The sequence below is a fragment of the Dyella sp. PARNA 12/25 genome (assembly GCF_055702865.1).
In genome coordinates this window covers 61467-78114 of the sequence record NZ_JBVQCI010000011.1, presented here as the reverse complement: position 1 = coordinate 78114, position 16648 = coordinate 61467, and the positions used below count along the sequence as shown (strand labels likewise).

The following is a 16648-nucleotide window of genomic DNA, read 5'->3' as shown; positions in this document are numbered from 1 at the left end:
GGCATGGCGCGGGCTCCTAAACTTGGCACGTACAACCAGACCTGACAGCTATGACTAAGGTGGAAGACATCTCCTTCGGCTATCTGCTCAATGACGTGACCTTGCTGTTTCGCAAGCACTTCGACAGACGCGCCGTGAAATTCGGGTTGACCCGTGCGCAATGGCGGGCCACCAAAATGCTCTATTACCGCGAAGGGTTGCGCCAGACGGAGCTCGCCGAGCAGCTGGAAATGGAGCCGATCGCCGTAGGTCGCGTCATCGATCGATTGCAGGCCGCAGGGTTTGTCGAACGTCGTCCCGATCCCAAGGATCGCCGCGCCTGGCGTTTGTACGTCACCGATCAGGCCCGCGCCGTCATCGCCGATATGGAATTGATCGGCAAGGGGCTGCGCAAGGACGCCACGCGCGGGATCGAGCTGACGGAATTGCAGCAGGCGATGGATGTGCTCAACCGCATCAAGGAAAACCTGCAGGCCTTGGATGGCAGCGCCGCTGGCGACGAAAGCGAGGCCTGAGCGACCGGCGCGTTTCTTGCGCTTCACCCCTCCTATGTGGCCTCTGGCAGATGCGCGTCATCGTGCGGCCACACTATGTTGCGATTCCTATAACGCCTGCCCGACGCCCAGCCTTTTGCCAAGTGCTGTCGGTCGTGCGGGTCATGCGTGCCCCCTGCTTCACAATGCCCGGTGCGGCGCACCGGAGTGGAGCCAGGGCGGCGCATCCCTAAACCTACATTGCAGTCGAATTCGTGGCATCCCGACGCATGGCGGGCATCGTGCTTGCTGTCGACGGTTGGAGAAATCATGCAGCGCTCGTCCCGTAAGAAGTTCGTCATGCTCGCAGTGCTGCTTGTCGCCGTGGTGGTGGCAGTGCCGCTGTTCCGCGGCCGTGAGCGCGCATCAGCGAAGAGTCCGGTCGCTGCGGTGTCAGTGCCGGTGAAGGTAGCGAGTGCCCATCGTGGCGATCTGGATCTCCACCTGAAGGTCATCGGGCGCGCCGAGGCATTCTCCAGCGTCAATGTGCAGGCGCGCGTCAGCGGTCAGCTGGAAAAGCTGATGTTTACTCCTGGCGGACACGTCAAGCAGGGCGACACCATCGTCCGCATCGACCCCAGCCTGTTGCAGGCGCAGCTTGATCAGGCGCTAGGGAATCTCGCCAAGGATCAGGCCCAGCTGGACAACGCCCGCACCGTACTCAAGCGCTACCAGCCACTGATGGGCAAGGGTTATGTGGCGCAGGCCGACTACGACAGCTACAAGGCCAATGAAGGTGTTTACTCCGCGTCGGTGAAAGCCGATAAGGCGGCGGTGGAGCTGGCACGCACGCAGTTGAGTTACGCACAGATCCAGGCGCCGTTCGACAGCATCGCTGGTGCGCCGCTGATTTATCCGGGCGCGCAGGTGACGGCGAATGACACGTCCATCGTCGTGCTGAACCAGATTCGCCCCATCCGCGTCACGTTCTCGATCCCTGAAACCGGCTTGGCCGGCATCAAGGACAGCATGGCGCGCCAAGCGGTGCCCGTGACGGTGAGCATTCCCGGCACCAAGCAAGCGCCGATGCAGGCCGAGCTGGAATTCATCAACAACGCGGTGGATGCCGCCACCAGCACCATCCAGCTCAAGGCGCGTTATGCCAACAGCGGTGATGAGCTGACGCCCGGCCAGTTCGTTGAGGTCGTGCTGCCCACCACGCGTCTCAGCAACGTGGTGACGGTGCCCGTGGTCGCCCTGCAGAACTCCCCCTTGGGCAGCTTCGTCTTCGTCGTCAATGCAGATGGCACGGTGCAGCAGCGGATGGTCACTGCCGGCCCCAGCAGTGGCGCCCAGATCGTGATCGAGAAGGGACTCACCGGCAGCGAGCAAGTGGTGACCGATGGCCAGCTGCTGCTGGCAGACGGCACGCACGTGAACGTCGTCACGGACAACGGTTGAGCCTGGACACGTAGCGCATGAATCTGCCCGCTCTCTGTATCCGGCGCCCGGTGATGACCACCTTGCTGATGGTCGCGTTGCTGGTGTTCGGCATCGCGGCGTATCCGAAGCTGCCAGTCAATGAACTGCCGAATGTCGACTTCCCCACCATCACGGTGAATGCCAGCCTGCCGGGTGCAGCGCCGGAGACGATGGCGACCGCAGTGGCTACACCGCTGGAGAACCAGCTATCCACCATTGCTGGCATCCAGTCGATGACCTCGACCAGTGCGCTGGGCTCCACCTCGATCACGCTGACGTTCGAGTTGAATCGCAATATCGATGGCGCGGCGCAGGATGTGCAGGCAGCCATCTCATCGGCGCAACGCCAGTTGCCCACCAACATGCCCACGCCGCCGACCTATCGCAAGGTCAATCCGGCTGACGCCCCCATACTCTTTCTCACCCTGCGCTCGAAAACCCAGCCGTTGTCGGTGGTGGACGATTATGCCGAGACGCAGCTGGCGCAGCGCCTGTCAATGATCGACGGCGTAGCGCAGGTGAGCGTGTACGGCGCGCAGAAGTACGCGGTGCGCATCAGCGTCGATCCGCAGAAGCTGGCTGCCAGTGGCATCGGCATCGATACCGTGCAGAACGCGGTCGCGGGCGCCAACGTCAATCTCGCCACCGGGTCGCTTAACGGCAACCGGCAGTTGCTGCAGATCCGTTCGGACGGCCAACTGCAACGCGCCAATCTCTACAACCACATCATCGTGGCCTATCGCGATGGCGCGCCGGTGCGGCTGTCCGATCTGGGCAAGGCTGAAGACAGCGTACAGAACGATCAGGTGGCCAGCTGGTACAACGGCGAGCGCGCGATCGTGCTCGCCATTCAGCGCCAGCCGGGTTCCAACACCGTGGCGACCATCGATCGCGTTCGCGCCGTGTTGCCGACCTTCGAGGCGACGCTGCCGCCATCGATCAAGCTGGCCGTGCTTTACGATCGCTCGGAGTCGATTCGCGCTTCGGTGGACGATGTGCAGTTCACCCTGCTGCTGGCCGGCGTGCTGGTGGTACTGGTGATCTACCTGTTCCTGGGTAACGCATCGGCAACGCTGATTCCCGGCCTCGCTCTGCCGGTCTCCATTGTCGGCACATTTGGCGCGATGTTCGCCCTGGGCTACAGCCTCGACAACCTTTCGTTGCTGGCGTTGACCCTGGTGGTCGGCTTCGTGGTGGACGATGCCATCGTGATGCTCGAGAACATCGTGCGTCACGTGGAGGCGGGCATGGACCCGTACGAGGCGTCGCTCAAGGGTGCCAGCGAAATTGGCTTCACGATCTTTTCCATGACGCTCTCGCTGGTGGCCGTGTTCCTGCCGGTCATGTTCATGGGCGGCATCGTTGGCCGGTTGTTCCATGAGTTTGCAGTAACCCTGAGTGTCGCCATCCTGATCTCGGGTTTCGTGTCGATCACGCTCACCCCGATGCTGTGCAGTCGCTTCCTTCGTCATGCCGAGCATGAGAAAAAAGCACGGGTCGTGCTCTGGTTTGATGCGGGCTTCGAGCGCGTGCGTCGTGGCTACGTGCACACATTGGGATGGGCGGTGAACCACCCCCGCACGATTCTTGGCGCGTTCCTCGGCAGCCTTCTGCTTACCGGCCTGCTCTTCATGGTGGTGGACAAGGATTTCATTCCCGCCGGCGATTCGGGGCAGCTCAATGTGAACGTCGAAGGGCCGGACGACACGTCGGTGGCGAGCATGGCGGCGCGCCAGCAGGCTTTGGCAAAGATCGTCGCCGAAGACCCCAACATCGAGGGTTACATGTCGTCGGTGGGGGCGGGCGGTGCGCGCACCACCACCAACAATGGTTCGTTGATGCTTCGACTGAAGCCAGCCAGCGAACGATCACTGGACCCCAACGGCATCATTCAGGAGCTGCGCAAGAAGTTCGCGCAGATTCCGGGTATTCGCGCCTATATTCAGAATCCGCCGTCCATCCAGGTCGGTGGCCGTCAATCGAAGGCGCAGTACCAATACACCTTGCAGTCCATCGACACGGAGGCGTTGTACAGCTGGTCGGGCAAGGTGATGCAGGCGTTCTCCAGGTTGCACGGCTTCCAGGACGTCACCAGTGACCTGGACCTCAATGGTCCTTCGATGGTCGTCAATGTGGATCGCGATAAACTCGGCACGCTGGGCCTGAGCATGGAGCAGGTGCAACGGGCGCTGGGCTCGGCGTTTGGCGCCAGTCAGATCTCCACCATTTACGGCGCGTCATCGCAGTACTGGGTGATCCTGCAGGTGGACTACGCCTTGCAGAATGATCCGGATGTGCTATCGCAGATCTATGTGACGTCGGACAGCGGCACGCTGGTGCCGCTCAATGCCGTGGCAAGCTTCGAACGCAAGCCGCAGGCACTCACCGTAAACCATCAGGGGCAGATTCCGGCGGTAACGGTGTCGTTCAACCTCGCGCCGGGCGTGAGCCTCAGTGAGGCCGTGGCCAGCATCGATGGCGCGATGAAGCAGATCAACCTGCCGCCTTCGATCACTGGCAGCGTGCAGGGCACGGCGCAGGCATTCCAGGACTCCATGCAGGGCATGGGCTTGTTGCTGGTGCTGGCGGTGTTCGTGATCTATCTGGTGCTCGGCATTCTGTATGAGAGCTTCATTCACCCGCTGACGATTCTCTCGGGTCTGCCGTCCGCTGCGGTGGGTGCACTGCTCACACTGATGATCTTCCGCGCGCCGCTCGATCTGTTCTCCTTCGTAGGCATCGTGATGCTGATTGGCATCGTCAAGAAGAACGCAATCATGATGATCGACTTTGCCTTGGAAAAGCAGCGTGGTGAGGGCATGGCGCCCGCGTTGGCGATTGTCGAAGCCTGCCACGTGCGTTTCCGCCCCATCATGATGACCACCATGGCTGCATTTGCCGGCACACTGCCGATTGCCCTTGGCCTTGGCGCGGGTGCGGAAACGCGTCGCCCGCTAGGTCTGGCGGTGGTTGGCGGCCTGCTCGTTTCGCAGGTACTCACCCTGTACCTGACTCCAGTGATCTACCTGTACCTCGATCGCCTGCACGAGCGCTTCTCGCGCAAGCGCCGAGTGGGCGGTGCAGAAACCGCGCATTGAGCTTGCTGTAGGAGCGCACTTGTGCGCGACCGCAGCGTTTGACCTTTCCGTTTCGCTGGCTTGTCGCGCACAAGTGCGCTGCTACAAAGTGCTTTGCAGATGAGGCACAAAAAAAGGGCGGCCAATGGCCGCCCTTTTTCCTCATGACGCCAGGAGTTACTCCCCCGCGCCGTCGTTCGCGAATGCGCCTGGCTTCGAGCCGAAATCGCCATCCGCCTGCGCGGCCATGTAGGAGAACGTGGCGTACACAGCCACGTTCTGTGCCAGCTCCTTCGGATCGATCTTGTCCAACGTGTCGTTGGCGGTGTGGTGATAGTCGAAGTAGTCGGTGCCGTCCTGCGTCAGCGACAGCGCGGCCATACCCTTCGCATGCATCTGCGAGAGGTCGGAGCCGCCGCCGCCCGGCATCTTGGCGTCATAGTCGACGCCGATGGGGGCCAACACCTTGGCGATCTGCTCGATGGCGCCGCGCGCTTCGGGCTTCACGCTGGCGCTCATGCGCCACACCTTGCGTGCACCAAAGTCCGATTCCGTACCGAGCTGGAACTTGGCCACCTCTGCGCCATGCTTGTCGGCGTACGCGCGACCGCCCCACAGGCCCATCTCTTCATTGGCAAACGCAATCACGCGGATGGTGCGGTCGGGGCGCTGCGGCATGTCGTGAATCAGCTTGCCGGCAGCCATGGCGATGGCTACGCCAGCGCCGTCATCGATGGCGCCGGTGCCCGGATCCCACGAATCCAGATGGCCACCGATGGCGACCACTTGCTCCGGATGCTTCTTGCCGGTGATTTCACCAATCACGTTGGCGCCGGTGTAGGAGCCGACGATGCCGCAATCGAGATCCAGCTTCACGCTGACAGGCTTGCCATAAGCCAGCACGCGCGTCAGCTGATCGGCATCGGGGTTAGAGAGGGCGGCGGCCGGAATGGCTTCCTTGGGATCCCTGATGCCGGTCACGCCGGTATGAGGCGTGCGGCTGTTGGCGTCGGTACCGGCCGAGCGCAGCAGGAAGGCGGCGGCGCCCATCTTTGAGGCGATGACGGGACCACCCACGCGGACAGACGAACCGATCGCGTAGTCATGGCCATCCTTGTGGCGCTCCATGTGCGCGTCCACAAACACGATCTTGCCCTTCACGCTGGCGGGGTCGGCCGCCTTCAGCGCATCAAGGCTGTCGAACCTCACCACCTGAGCGGTGAGGCCGCCCTTCGGCGTGCCGGCCGAGTAACCCAGTGCGATCAGGTCCAGCGTCTGCGGAAACGGCGAGACAATCTCGGCGTGTTCGCTGCGGCGTTCCCACAGCGGATAGGTCACCTGCTCGGTAAAGACCTTGTCGAAGCCAAGCGCCTTGAACTTGGCGATCGCCCATTCGCGACCACGCTCATCGGCGGGGCTACCGGCGATACGTGCGCCCACTTCGGTGGTCAGCGACGACACGATCTCATAGCCCGTATTGTCGTTCATCGCCTTGTCGCGCAGCTGTTCGGCCGTCTTTACGGCTGCGGCGGGGATGGTGGTCTGGGTCGCTGCGTTTGCCGTGCCGATGGCAAGCATCAGGCTGGCGGCGAGCAGGGAGAGAGGCAGGCGGCGCATGGGGAAACTCCTCGGGCGGAAACGACGATTATGGCGTGCCCTCATGCGGCTGCTTAGGCCAGAAGTCATGGTGAGGCAGACCGAGAACACATGAAACGAAAAAGGCGCCCACCGGCGCCTCATTCGCGCGTTGTTCCTCAACGCTTACTTCTGGTTTTGCGACTTCAGCAAGTCGCGGATCTCGGTAAGCAGCACTACATCCGCTGCCGGCGGCGCAGGCGCGGCCTCCTGGCGGCGAGTGAGCTTGTTGATGGCCTTGACCACCAGGAAGATCGCAAAGGCAATGATGAGGAACTGAATCAGGGTATTGATGAAGTTGCCGTAACCAATAGCCACTTCGGCCACTTTATGGGCCGGATCGGTATTGTCGGCCGGCTTGAGCACCCACTTCATCTGCGAGAAGTCGATGCCGCCGGTGATATAGCCGATCGGCGGCATGATGATCTGTTCGACCAATGAGGTGACGATCTTGCCGAATGCACCGCCGATCACCACGCCGACGGCGAGGTCGATCACGTTGCCACGCATGGCAAATTCTTTGAACTCTTTAAGCATGCTCATGCTTCACTCCCTAGCGTTGCCCCCGGACGCCGTAAGAGTAACAGGGCAACGCCAAACAGAGAGAAGGGCGGCAAACTCTTGCGATGCCTACGCGACCTGACCTTCCAACGTCGCGATGCCTGCGAGTTCAGCATGGAAGCGATCGCCACGATGCAGCGCCGACACGCCCGCGGGTGTGCCGGTAAAAATAAGGTCACCCGCTTTCAGCTCGAACAGCGTCGACAGAATGGCGATGATCTCCGCCACGCCGTGCACCATATCGCCCAGTCGGCCCTGCTGACGCTGCTGATCGTTGATGCTGAGTGTCAGCGTGGTGTCAGCATCCAGCTTCACCTGGCTGGCAGGGCGCAAGGCCGATACCGGTGCCGAATGATCGAACGCCTTGGCCACATCCCATGGGTGGCTCTTGGCTTTGGCAACGGCCTGCAGATCGCGACGGGTCAGGTCCAACCCCACGCCATAGCCCCAGATCAGCGACGCGGCCCGCTCGACCGGGATATCGCGTCCACCGCCACCCAGCGCCAGCACCATTTCCACCTCGTGGTGCAGATCCTGCGTGGCCTGCGGGAACGGCACGTCCGCGCCGTCGGTCACCACGGCATCCGCCGGCTTGCAGAAGAACAATGGGGTGTCCTTGTCCACCGTGGCGCCCATCTCTCGGGCATGTTCAGCGTAGTTGCGCCCGATGCAGAAGATGCGCCGGACAGGGAAGCGCTGATCGCTGCCGATGATGGGCAGGCTCGGAACCACGGGAGGTGCGATGGCATATGACATCGGGAAAGAGTATCACTGCCAGCGGCACGGGCCAGTCGGTTGTCACGTCAGCTATCCTCGGCCGAGGCTTGGAGGTAAAACCGGGCCGACTTGGCCCGCGAAGATGACAGCTGTCATCGCCGACGACTGATGCGGGCCTCTGGCGGCGGCAAGGCCGCTCCAGCATCGTGTACCGCAACGTAGGACCGGCGACGGGCCGGCAGGGAGAGCTTGTGGCGAATTCGGATTTGCTGAAGGAACTACGCATCGAGAAACACCAGCGCGAGGAGCATGGGCACGGAGCAGGGCGCTGGCCCTGGATCGTGGCCGGCGTGCTGGTCGTGGTGGTGCTGGCGGGCCTGGGTGGCTGGATGCTGATGGGCAAGCGCGCCGTCGAGGTGCAAACCGCTCAAGCGCAATCGCCGGCGAGCAACGCGTCGGCCGGTGCGGTGCTGCAGGCAACGGGTTATGTGACTGCTCGGCGACAGGCCACGGTATCGGCCCAGATTACCGGCACGCTAACGCAGGTGCTGATCGAGGAAGGCGACCACGTCAAGCAAGGACAGATCGTGGCCCGTCTCGACGATGCACAATACAAGGCGGCGCTGGATGCTGCGCGCACCCAGGCAGCGGCCACGCATGCCTTGGTAACCCAATACCAGGTGCAGCTTGCGCAGAATCAGCGCGACGCCGTGCGCAATGAAGAGCTGGCGGTCAAAGGCCTGGTAGCCAAACAGATTGCTGAGCAGTCGCGCACCCTGGTCGACAGCACGCGCGCCCAGCTGGTGTCGCAGCAGCGCAATGCGGCGTCGGCCGACGCACAGGTTGCGGCGGCAGAGGTCAACTTCGGCTATTGCGTGATTCGATCACCCTTCGATGGCGTGGTAACCACCAAGGACGCACAGGTCGGTGAGATCGTGTCGCCGTTCTCCGCAGGCGGTGGCTTCACCCGCACCGGCATCGGCACCGTGGTAGACATGGATTCGCTGGAGGTGGACGTGGACGTCAACGAGGCGTACATCGGTCGCGTGAAGCCGAACATGCCTGCCGAAGCCGTGCTGGATGCCTACCCCGACTGGAAGATCCCCGCGCATGTGATCGCCATCGTGCCGGCGGCGGATCGCGGCAAGGCCACGGTGAAGGTGCGCGTGGCGTTGGAGCACAAGGACTCGCGGATCGTGCCCGATATGGGCGTGCGCGTGTCGTTCTTGGAGCAGAAGCAGTCGCACGAGGAAGCGCAGGTGCCGAAGGGCGTGCTGGTGCCTTCGTCTGCCATCGTGCAGCGTGACGGACACGACGTCGTGTTCGTCGTGTCCGGCGATGTCGCGCAGCAGCGCACAGTGTCGCCGGCGGCATCGAAGTTCGGCGATCAGCGGCTAGTGCCTGCCGGTATACAGATGGGTGAGACGGTGGTGGTGTCGCCGCCAGCGGTATTGCAGGACGGCACGCGCGTCGCGTCGCCGGCCAAGTCGAAATGATGGTGAAGCACATCGCGTGATTGGGCGCATCGCGAACGGCGATGCCAGGGACAACGATTCAGGAGCTCAGGCATGAACACATTGATCGAAACCCGCGACCTCTCGAAGGTATACGAGCGCGGCAGGCAGAAAGTGGAAGTGCTGCATCACATCAACCTCGACATCGCCGAAGGTGACTTCCTGGCGTTGATGGGGCCCTCCGGTTCGGGCAAGACCACCTTGCTCAACCTTATCGGTGGTCTGGATACGCCCACCGGCGGTTCCATCACGGTGGCTGGCCAGCGGCTGGATCAGCTGAGCGGCGGTGCGCTGGCGAAGTGGCGTGCCTCGCACGTCGGCTTCGTGTTCCAGTTCTACAACCTGATGCCGATGCTGTCGGCGCAGCGCAACGTTGAACTGCCGCTGCTGCTAACCAAACTGTCCGCCGCGCAGCGCCGCAAGAACGCCAGCATTGCACTGGAGCTGGTAGGACTTGGCGAACGCGCTTCGCACAAGCCCAGCGAGCTGTCGGGCGGTCAGCAGCAGCGCGTGGCGATAGCGCGAGCCATCGTTTCCGACCCCACTCTGCTGGTGTGCGACGAGCCCACCGGCGACCTGGACCGTCAGTCCGCTGAAGAAGTCCTCGGGCTGCTGCGCGTACTCAACCGCGAGCACGGCAAGACCATTGTGATGGTGACGCACGACCCCAAGGCCGCCGAGTACGCCAATCACACATTGCATCTGGACAAGGGCACCCTGGTCGAACAGGCGATAGCGTGAGGATGCGACGATGAAATATCTCCATCTCATCTGGGCGGCGCTGTTCCGGCGCAAAGCCCGCACCATCTTGACGCTGGTCTCGATCATCGCCGCGTTCCTGCTGTTCGGCATGCTCGACGCTGTGCGTACCTCGTTCAACCAGGCAGGCCAGAGCGCCAACGGCGCGCAGCGTTTGCAGACCGGCTCGAAACTGTCCTTCATCCAGACCTTGCCGCAATCGCTCGAGTCGCAGATTGCGCAGGTGCCAGGCGTAAAGCTGGTGACGTACGCCAATTGGTTTGGCGGCGCCTACCAGGATCCGCACAATCAGGTCTTCAGTTTCGCGGTGGAACCGAACTACATCGACCTCTATCCGGAGATCGAGGTCAGCCCCGCCGAGCGCAAGGCATTCGATGACACTCGCACGGGTGTGCTGGTGGGCGAGAAGCTGGCGCAGCGTTTTGGGTGGAAAGTGGGCGACAAGATTCCGATGCAGTCCACCATCTTCCCCAACCACCAGGGCAGCAAGAACTGGACCTTCGACGTCATGGGTATCATGCACTCGAAGGACAAGAAAGCCAGCGGCTTCTACGACCAGTTGCTGCTATTGCACTGGAAGTACTTCGACGAAACCACGCCGTTCAATCGCGGCACGGTGGGTTGGTACGTGACACGTGTGACCGATGTGAACCAGGCGGATCGCGTGGCCAAGGCCATCGATGCCATCTCGGCCAACTCCGACCATGAAACGCGCACGCAAACCGAGCAGGCGGCCACCGCCAACTGGATGAAGCAGCTTGCCGATATCGGCCTGATTGTCGGCTCCATTATGGGCGCGGTGTTCTTCACGCTGCTGCTGCTGTCGGGCAACACCATGATGCAGGCAGTACGCGAGCGGACCAGCGAGCTGGCTGTGCTCAAGACGATCGGCTTCTCCAATCATGCGGTGCTTGGCATCGTGCTGGCTGAGTCGGTACTGCTGCTGTTGCTTGGTGGCGTCATAGGCCTTGGGCTGGCCAGCCTGATCATTCCGGCCGTGAGTGCAAACAGCGGCGGCATGCTGAACCTGCCGAGTGTGGGCGCCAGCAGTTGGGTATTGGGGTTGGTGCTGATGGTGGTGATCGGATTGCTGGTGGGTGCCCTGCCGGCACTGCGCGCCATGCGTCTGAACATCGTTGACGCGCTGGCAGGACGCTAAGGAGCCCACTATGAACTTTCTTATCAACTTTGCGTTGCTCATCCTTATTGTCGTTGTGCTGGTGGCGTGGATCGCCTTGCCCTGGCAGGGTGTTCTGGCCCTTGTGCTGCTGTTTGCTGGCTGGATGGTTTTTACCCGTCGCGGGCAGCAGGCTGCGTCGGTCACCAGCGTTGGCGTCAGCACGCTGGGTCAGCGCATCGGTTCATCCGCGGTGATCGTGATTGGCATTGCGGGCGTCGTCGGCGTGTTGGTGGCACTGCTCGCCATGGGTGAGGGCTACTCCGAAACCCTGCGCAGCACGGGCAGTCCCGATACGGCGATCGTGATGCGTGGCTCTTCCGCCTCGGAAGTGATGTCAGTACTCGATCACGACAGCGTGACGTTGATCCCGCAGGCGCCAGGTATCGCCAAGGATGCCAAGGGGCAACCCATCGCATCGCCGGAGCTGGTGGTTGCCGCCAATTTGCCGCTCAAGGGTGGCAAAGCGGATGACGAGGGTAGCGTGCAGGTGCGTGGTGTGAGCGAACAAGCCTGGGCGGTGCGACCCAACGTAAAAATCGTCGAAGGGCGCAACTTCCAGCCGGGCATGCGTGAGCTGATTGTCGGCAAGGGTGCCGCAAAACAGTTCGCGGATCTGGCACCGGGCCACACCGTCCGTCTCGGCAGCCAGCAATGGAACGTCGTGGGTGTGTTCTCCTCCGGTGACGCGATGGACTCGGAAGTGTGGGGCGACGCCAGCGTGGTAGCCGATACTTACCGCCGAGGCAGCAGCCGTGCATCGGTGGTGGTGCGGCTCACCGACCCTAAAGCCTATGACGCGTTCAAGGCCGAGTTGGATGGCAATCCGCAGCTGAAGGTGGATGTGAGCACCACGCTCGACTACTTCGCCAAGCAGTCCGAGGGCATGAGCAAGGTGATCAAGGGCATCGGCATCACCGTCGGCCTGATCATGGCGATCGGCGCCATGTTCGGTGCGCTCAACACCATGTTCGCTGCCGTGGCATCGCGTGCCCGCGAAATCGCCACGCTGCGTGCCATCGGTTTCCGCGGATTACCGGTGGTGGTGGCGGTGATGCTGGAGACAATGCTGCTGGCGTTGATCGGTGGCGTGCTTGGCGGACTGATCGCATGGTTGCTGTTCAACGGCTACAGCGCGTCAACGCTGGCGGCCGGTACGGTCGGCAAGCTCAGCTTTGAATTGCGCGTCACGCCGGCGCTGCTATGGACCGGGCTTAAATGGGCCTTGGCCATCGGCTTTATCGGTGGCATCTATCCGGCCATGCGCGCGGCGCGGTTGCCGGTGACCACGGCATTGCGCGAACTGTAAGTGGTTGAGGGGCGCGGCATGGCCGCGCCCCTGTCGCGCACAGGGTGCGCTCCCACTGTGTTGCGATCACCAGGTGGGAGCGCACCCTGTGCGCGACTAGGTTTCCTCAGTGTTAGGGCATCACCGGTGGCATGTAAGTCAACGTGAGACCCAGCGCCCACAGCAAGCCCAGCACCAGTGGCACATGCACCAGCAGTTGCATGAAGGTGAAGCCCACGACATCGCGTGCTTTCAGCCCCAGCACACCTAGCAGGGGCAGCATCCAGAATGGGTTGATCAGGTTGGGCAGCGCTTCAGCCGCGTTGTACACCTGCACCGCCCAACCCAGGTGCACATGCAGATCGTTCGCTGCCTGCATCACATACGGTGCCTCCACCAGCCACTTGCCGCCGCCCGATGGCACGAAGAAGCCAAGCACTGATGAGTAGACACCCATCACCAGCGGGAAAGTGTCGGCGGTGGCGATGTGCACAAACAGGCCAGACAGTCGGTGCGAGAGCGTCACGTCGCCAAAGCCTGGCGCATGCGTCAGCAGCGAGGCGATTCCGCCATACAGCGGAAACTGGATAAGCACGCCTGCAGTGCTAGGCACCGCGCGCGCCACCGCGTTGAGAAAGCTGCGCGGTCGCCAGTGCAGCAGCAGACCAAGCGTGAGGAAAAGGAAGTTATAGGTATTGAGGTTGGCGATAGCCGCCACCACCGGCTTGGTGGTGAATTCGTAGCCGAGCCAACCGAGGCCAAGCAGGCCGATCACGATCGACAATAGCGGGCTGTATTCCAGCCATTCGCCCGGGCGCTGTCGTGGGGGAAGCGCCGGCGTCGGTGTTTCCGTTACGCCGAAATCTGCAGCGGTGAGAGCGTTCTTATCCGAAGGAGATGTAAGCCAGCAAACCAGTAGCGAGACCACGATCAATACCGCAGTGAGCACGATGGACTGCCACAGGAAGATGGTTTCGCTGAAAGGCAGCACGCCGGTGATGTAGAGCAGGCCCGGCGGCATGCTCTTGGGGTTGGCCTGCAATTGCGCTGCCGACGAGGAAAGACCCATCGCCCACACGGCGCCAAGGCCGAGATAAGCCGCTGCGCCCGCGGCGCGATAGTCCATGCGCAGATCGTTGCGGCGTGCCAGTGCGCGCACCAGCAATCCGCCAAATACCAGCGAGAAGCCCCAGGAGAGCAGCGAGGCGAGCATGCTCACCAGGCCGACGTAGCAGATCGCACCGCGGCCGGTCTTGGGAACGCGCGCCAGTTGCTCGATAAAGCGGGCTACCACCGGCGCGGTGGCCACCACGTAGCCGCCGATCACCACAAACGCCATCTGCATGGTGAAGGGGATCAGGCTCCAGAAGCCGTCACCAAAAGCCGTCACGGTCACGGCGGGCGTCGCGCCGAAGGCGAGCACCGCAAGTGCCACGATGACCACGCCCAGCGCGGCGAACACCCATGCGTCCGGGAACCACCTCTCCGACCATGCCGCGCTGCGCAGGGCGGCGCGGGCCATCAGACCTTCGTTCGCTTCATTCATGGGCATGCCCCGATGCAGGATCGGGTCCATGGTGAAGGCGCGGCGACTATCTCGGCAAGCGTAGGCGCTTTAGTGAGCGCGCTTCTGCCGGGCAAAGGCGATAGCGCCCACGCCAAGCAGGATGATCGCCATGCCGGCGATGTCATACGGCCCCACGGTCTCGCCGACCAGCATCACGCCGAACAGCACGGCGACGGGCGGGTTCACGTAGGCGTAGCTGGTCGCCAGCGCGGTGCGCGCGTGCTTGAGCGCGTAGAGAAAGGCGCTGAAGGCGATAATCGAGCCGAACAAGCCCAGATACACCACCGCCAGCGTGGCGCGCATGGTGGGGTGTTCGGGCAGCTTTTCGCCGGTGGCGAAGCCGACCAGCAACAGGGCTACGCTGGCGCTCAGCATTTGTGCTGCAGTGTTCATGGGGCCAGCGGGCATATCTTGACGACGGCTCCAGGTGGCGCCGAAAGCCCAGCTCGCCGCTGCGACCAGCAGCGCGATGGCGCCGATGTGCGAACCGGAAAGGCCAGTACCCAGGTTGAGTACGATCACGCCAGCGAAGCCGATCACCAGGCCCACCGTTTCGTTGCGCGAGGGCCATTCCCCATACATGCCGGAGAACAGCGCCGCGAACAGCGGCATGCTGGCCACCGCGACAGCAGCGATACCGGAACTTACGTGTTGCTCCGCAAAGCACACCAGGCCATTGCCAAAGCCGAGCAACAACACGCCCGTGAAGGCAGCATTGCGCCATTGCCGTGCTGTCGGCATGGCAACGCCACGCGAGCGGAGAAATCCGAACATCAGAATGCCGGCGCCAAGAAAGCGCACCCCGGCAAGCAGGAACGGCGGATAGCTTTCCAGCGCGTAGCGGATGCCGAGATAGGTCGACCCCCAGATGATGTACAGCGCAAACATCGCCAACGGCACCATCAAGCGGGTGTCGGCAACAGGGGCTGGGGCCGCGGCAACGGCGGATGTCGAAGCTGAGTCGGTCATGGCAGGGAGCGCTGAAGGAGCATCGCGGGGTCGATGCTCGTCATAGTTTACCGCGGACATGACAATAGATCGGAAGTGTTTGGGCCACTAGCGAGGCCTTTGCAAGGCAGACTTGAGACGCGCTCAAGCCTTGAGCCCGGTCAGGCGGCGACGGCTTGCTTCCTGCGCGCGGTGTCATTGCCCTGTTCGCTGGCCAGCAGTTCGCGTTTGCGCTCCACGCCCCAGCGCCAACCACCCAGCGAACCGTCTTCGCGCACGATGCGATGGCAAGGCACGATCAGCGCCAACCGGTTGTTGCCGCAGGCGTTGCCAATCGCGCGGGCCGCCTTGGGCATGCCCAATTCGGCGGCCAGCTCGCCATAACTCTTGGTGACGCCACTGGGGATCCGGGTGAGTGCATTCCAGACACGCCATTGAAACGCTGTGGCAGCGACATCCAGCGGCGGCAGATCGGGGGCGGCTGCATCACTCCAGCCAAGCTCGCTGGCGATGCGTGCGATGACTGCATCCAGCCACTCTTCGCGCCCTGCATCAACGCGATCGAGGGCGGCGTGAGGGAATTCATCGGCGAGGCGCGTTTCGAGTTCCGCATCCGTATCGCCCAGTGTGACCGAGCAAATGCCGCGCGTAGTGGTGGCGACCAGCAGACGGCCCAGCGGTGTTCCCGTGGTGGTGAAACGGATGCTGGCGCCCGCGCCACCGGCGCGATAGCTCGCAGGTGTCATGCCGAGCAGGCGATCACTGTGCTCGTAGACACGGCTGCCGGAGCCGAAGCCGGCGTCATACACCGCGTCGGTCACGGCGGCGCCGTTGCGCAGGGCAGTTTTCAGCTGGCCGAAACGACGTGCGCGGTGATACTCGGCGGGACTCATGCCGTAGCGGCGGCGAAACGCGCGCTGCAGATGGCTTGGGCTGAGTTGGGCGGACTCGGCCAATGCCTGCAGGGTAGGGGCCTCGTCGGCGCGCTCCAGCAGCAGGCGGACCTGTTCCAGGGTGGACTCGGTGGTGTGGCGGGCGTTCATGGGCGATATCCGTGAAGCGATGGGCTCAGCCTAGTGCCGCCCCCTCACCACCACCATCCGGTTCTTGCGCCGCGGCCTCGCAGCGCGGGCACTGGCTTCAGCGCGCGGCGTGGCGCGTCTGCTGCAGCACCACGAATTCGCCCTCGATCACCTCGGGCTGATGCACGTGAGCGCCAGCAGGCGACATCGTGGCGCGCTTACGCGACCATTGGCGCAGCGCGAACACCAAGGCGCCACCGACCAGCAGTACGCCGGCCACCATCAGACCAAACACCATCAGTACGCCCACCACCGCCAACCCCACGAGGAGGGACAGGGCACGGACCAGCGGATGGCGAGAGCGACGTGGCATCGGCAGCGAAAAACGCATGTGTTAAAAATCCGTGTGGTAAAATCAACGACTTACG

At 62.9% G+C, this 16648-nt stretch carries 14 protein-coding genes; 7 read left to right on the top strand and 7 right to left on the bottom strand.

Annotation, left to right across the window (positions count from 1 at the left end; all coding sequences use genetic code 11):
- Nucleotides 1-50 precede the first annotated feature (50 nt).
- The 3 genes from AC0GUR_RS18215 to AC0GUR_RS18205 all read left to right on the top strand — a co-directional run bounded on the left by AC0GUR_RS18215 (nucleotide 51) and on the right by AC0GUR_RS18205 (nucleotide 5053).
- The gene (locus AC0GUR_RS18215) at nucleotides 51-515 is read left to right on the top strand and encodes a MarR family winged helix-turn-helix transcriptional regulator (protein ID WP_472878920.1); all 465 of its coding nucleotides are present in this window, start codon (nucleotides 51-53) and stop codon (nucleotides 513-515) included.
- A 288-nt stretch (nucleotides 516-803) separates the two neighbouring features.
- On the top strand, nucleotides 804-1934 hold the full coding sequence (locus AC0GUR_RS18210) for an efflux RND transporter periplasmic adaptor subunit (protein ID WP_472878919.1): 1131 nt from the start codon (nucleotides 804-806) through the stop codon (nucleotides 1932-1934).
- 17 nt (nucleotides 1935-1951) lie between these two features.
- Nucleotides 1952-5053, top strand: a complete 3102-nt coding sequence (locus AC0GUR_RS18205) for an efflux RND transporter permease subunit (RefSeq protein WP_472878918.1) — start codon at nucleotides 1952-1954, stop codon at nucleotides 5051-5053.
- A 156-nt stretch (nucleotides 5054-5209) separates the two neighbouring features.
- Here the strand turns inward: AC0GUR_RS18205 and AC0GUR_RS18200 are convergent, their stop codons facing one another.
- The 3 genes from AC0GUR_RS18200 to AC0GUR_RS18190 form a co-directional block, all read right to left on the bottom strand.
- Nucleotides 5210-6649, bottom strand: coding sequence for a M20/M25/M40 family metallo-hydrolase (locus tag AC0GUR_RS18200; RefSeq protein ID WP_472878917.1), 1440 nt, complete (start codon nucleotides 6647-6649; stop codon nucleotides 5210-5212).
- 144 nt (nucleotides 6650-6793) lie between these two features.
- On the bottom strand, nucleotides 6794-7210 hold the full coding sequence (gene mscL, locus AC0GUR_RS18195; RefSeq protein WP_472878916.1) for a large-conductance mechanosensitive channel protein MscL: 417 nt from the start codon (nucleotides 7208-7210) through the stop codon (nucleotides 6794-6796).
- Between the two features lie 87 nt (nucleotides 7211-7297).
- A complete protein-coding gene (locus tag AC0GUR_RS18190) occupies nucleotides 7298-7984 on the bottom strand; it encodes a fumarylacetoacetate hydrolase family protein (protein ID WP_472878915.1) in 687 nt (228 codons plus the stop codon).
- Nucleotides 7985-8196: 212 nt separating this feature from the next.
- Here AC0GUR_RS18190 and AC0GUR_RS18185 point away from each other — a divergent pair, with 212 nt between their 5' ends.
- The 4 genes from AC0GUR_RS18185 to AC0GUR_RS18170 all read left to right on the top strand — a co-directional run bounded on the left by AC0GUR_RS18185 (nucleotide 8197) and on the right by AC0GUR_RS18170 (nucleotide 12704).
- Complete coding sequence (locus AC0GUR_RS18185; RefSeq protein ID WP_472878914.1) at nucleotides 8197-9441, top strand: efflux RND transporter periplasmic adaptor subunit; 1245 nt, start codon at nucleotides 8197-8199, stop codon at nucleotides 9439-9441.
- 72 nt (nucleotides 9442-9513) lie between these two features.
- Nucleotides 9514-10200 carry an ABC transporter ATP-binding protein gene (locus AC0GUR_RS18180; RefSeq protein WP_472878913.1) on the top strand — a complete coding sequence of 229 codons (687 nt, stop codon included), beginning with the start codon at nucleotides 9514-9516 and terminating at the stop codon, nucleotides 10198-10200.
- Nucleotides 10201-10210: 10 nt separating this feature from the next.
- Nucleotides 10211-11377, top strand: a complete 1167-nt coding sequence (locus tag AC0GUR_RS18175) for an ABC transporter permease (protein ID WP_472878912.1) — start codon at nucleotides 10211-10213, stop codon at nucleotides 11375-11377.
- A 10-nt stretch (nucleotides 11378-11387) separates the two neighbouring features.
- A complete protein-coding gene (locus tag AC0GUR_RS18170; protein ID WP_472878911.1) occupies nucleotides 11388-12704 on the top strand; it encodes an ABC transporter permease in 1317 nt (438 codons plus the stop codon).
- 112 nt (nucleotides 12705-12816) lie between these two features.
- Here the strand turns inward: AC0GUR_RS18170 and AC0GUR_RS18165 are convergent, their stop codons facing one another.
- The 4 genes from AC0GUR_RS18165 to AC0GUR_RS18150 form a co-directional block, all read right to left on the bottom strand.
- Nucleotides 12817-14205, bottom strand: a complete 1389-nt coding sequence (locus AC0GUR_RS18165) for a short-chain fatty acid transporter (protein WP_472878974.1) — start codon at nucleotides 14203-14205, stop codon at nucleotides 12817-12819.
- A 93-nt stretch (nucleotides 14206-14298) separates the two neighbouring features.
- A complete protein-coding gene (gene yedA / locus AC0GUR_RS18160) occupies nucleotides 14299-15219 on the bottom strand; it encodes a drug/metabolite exporter YedA (protein WP_472878910.1) in 921 nt (306 codons plus the stop codon).
- Nucleotides 15220-15359: 140 nt separating this feature from the next.
- The gene (locus AC0GUR_RS18155) at nucleotides 15360-16241 is read right to left on the bottom strand and encodes a methylated-DNA--[protein]-cysteine S-methyltransferase (RefSeq protein WP_472878909.1); all 882 of its coding nucleotides are present in this window, start codon (nucleotides 16239-16241) and stop codon (nucleotides 15360-15362) included.
- Between the two features lie 97 nt (nucleotides 16242-16338).
- Nucleotides 16339-16611, bottom strand: a complete 273-nt coding sequence (locus AC0GUR_RS18150; RefSeq protein WP_472878908.1) for a hypothetical protein — start codon at nucleotides 16609-16611, stop codon at nucleotides 16339-16341.
- Nucleotides 16612-16648 lie beyond the last annotated feature (37 nt).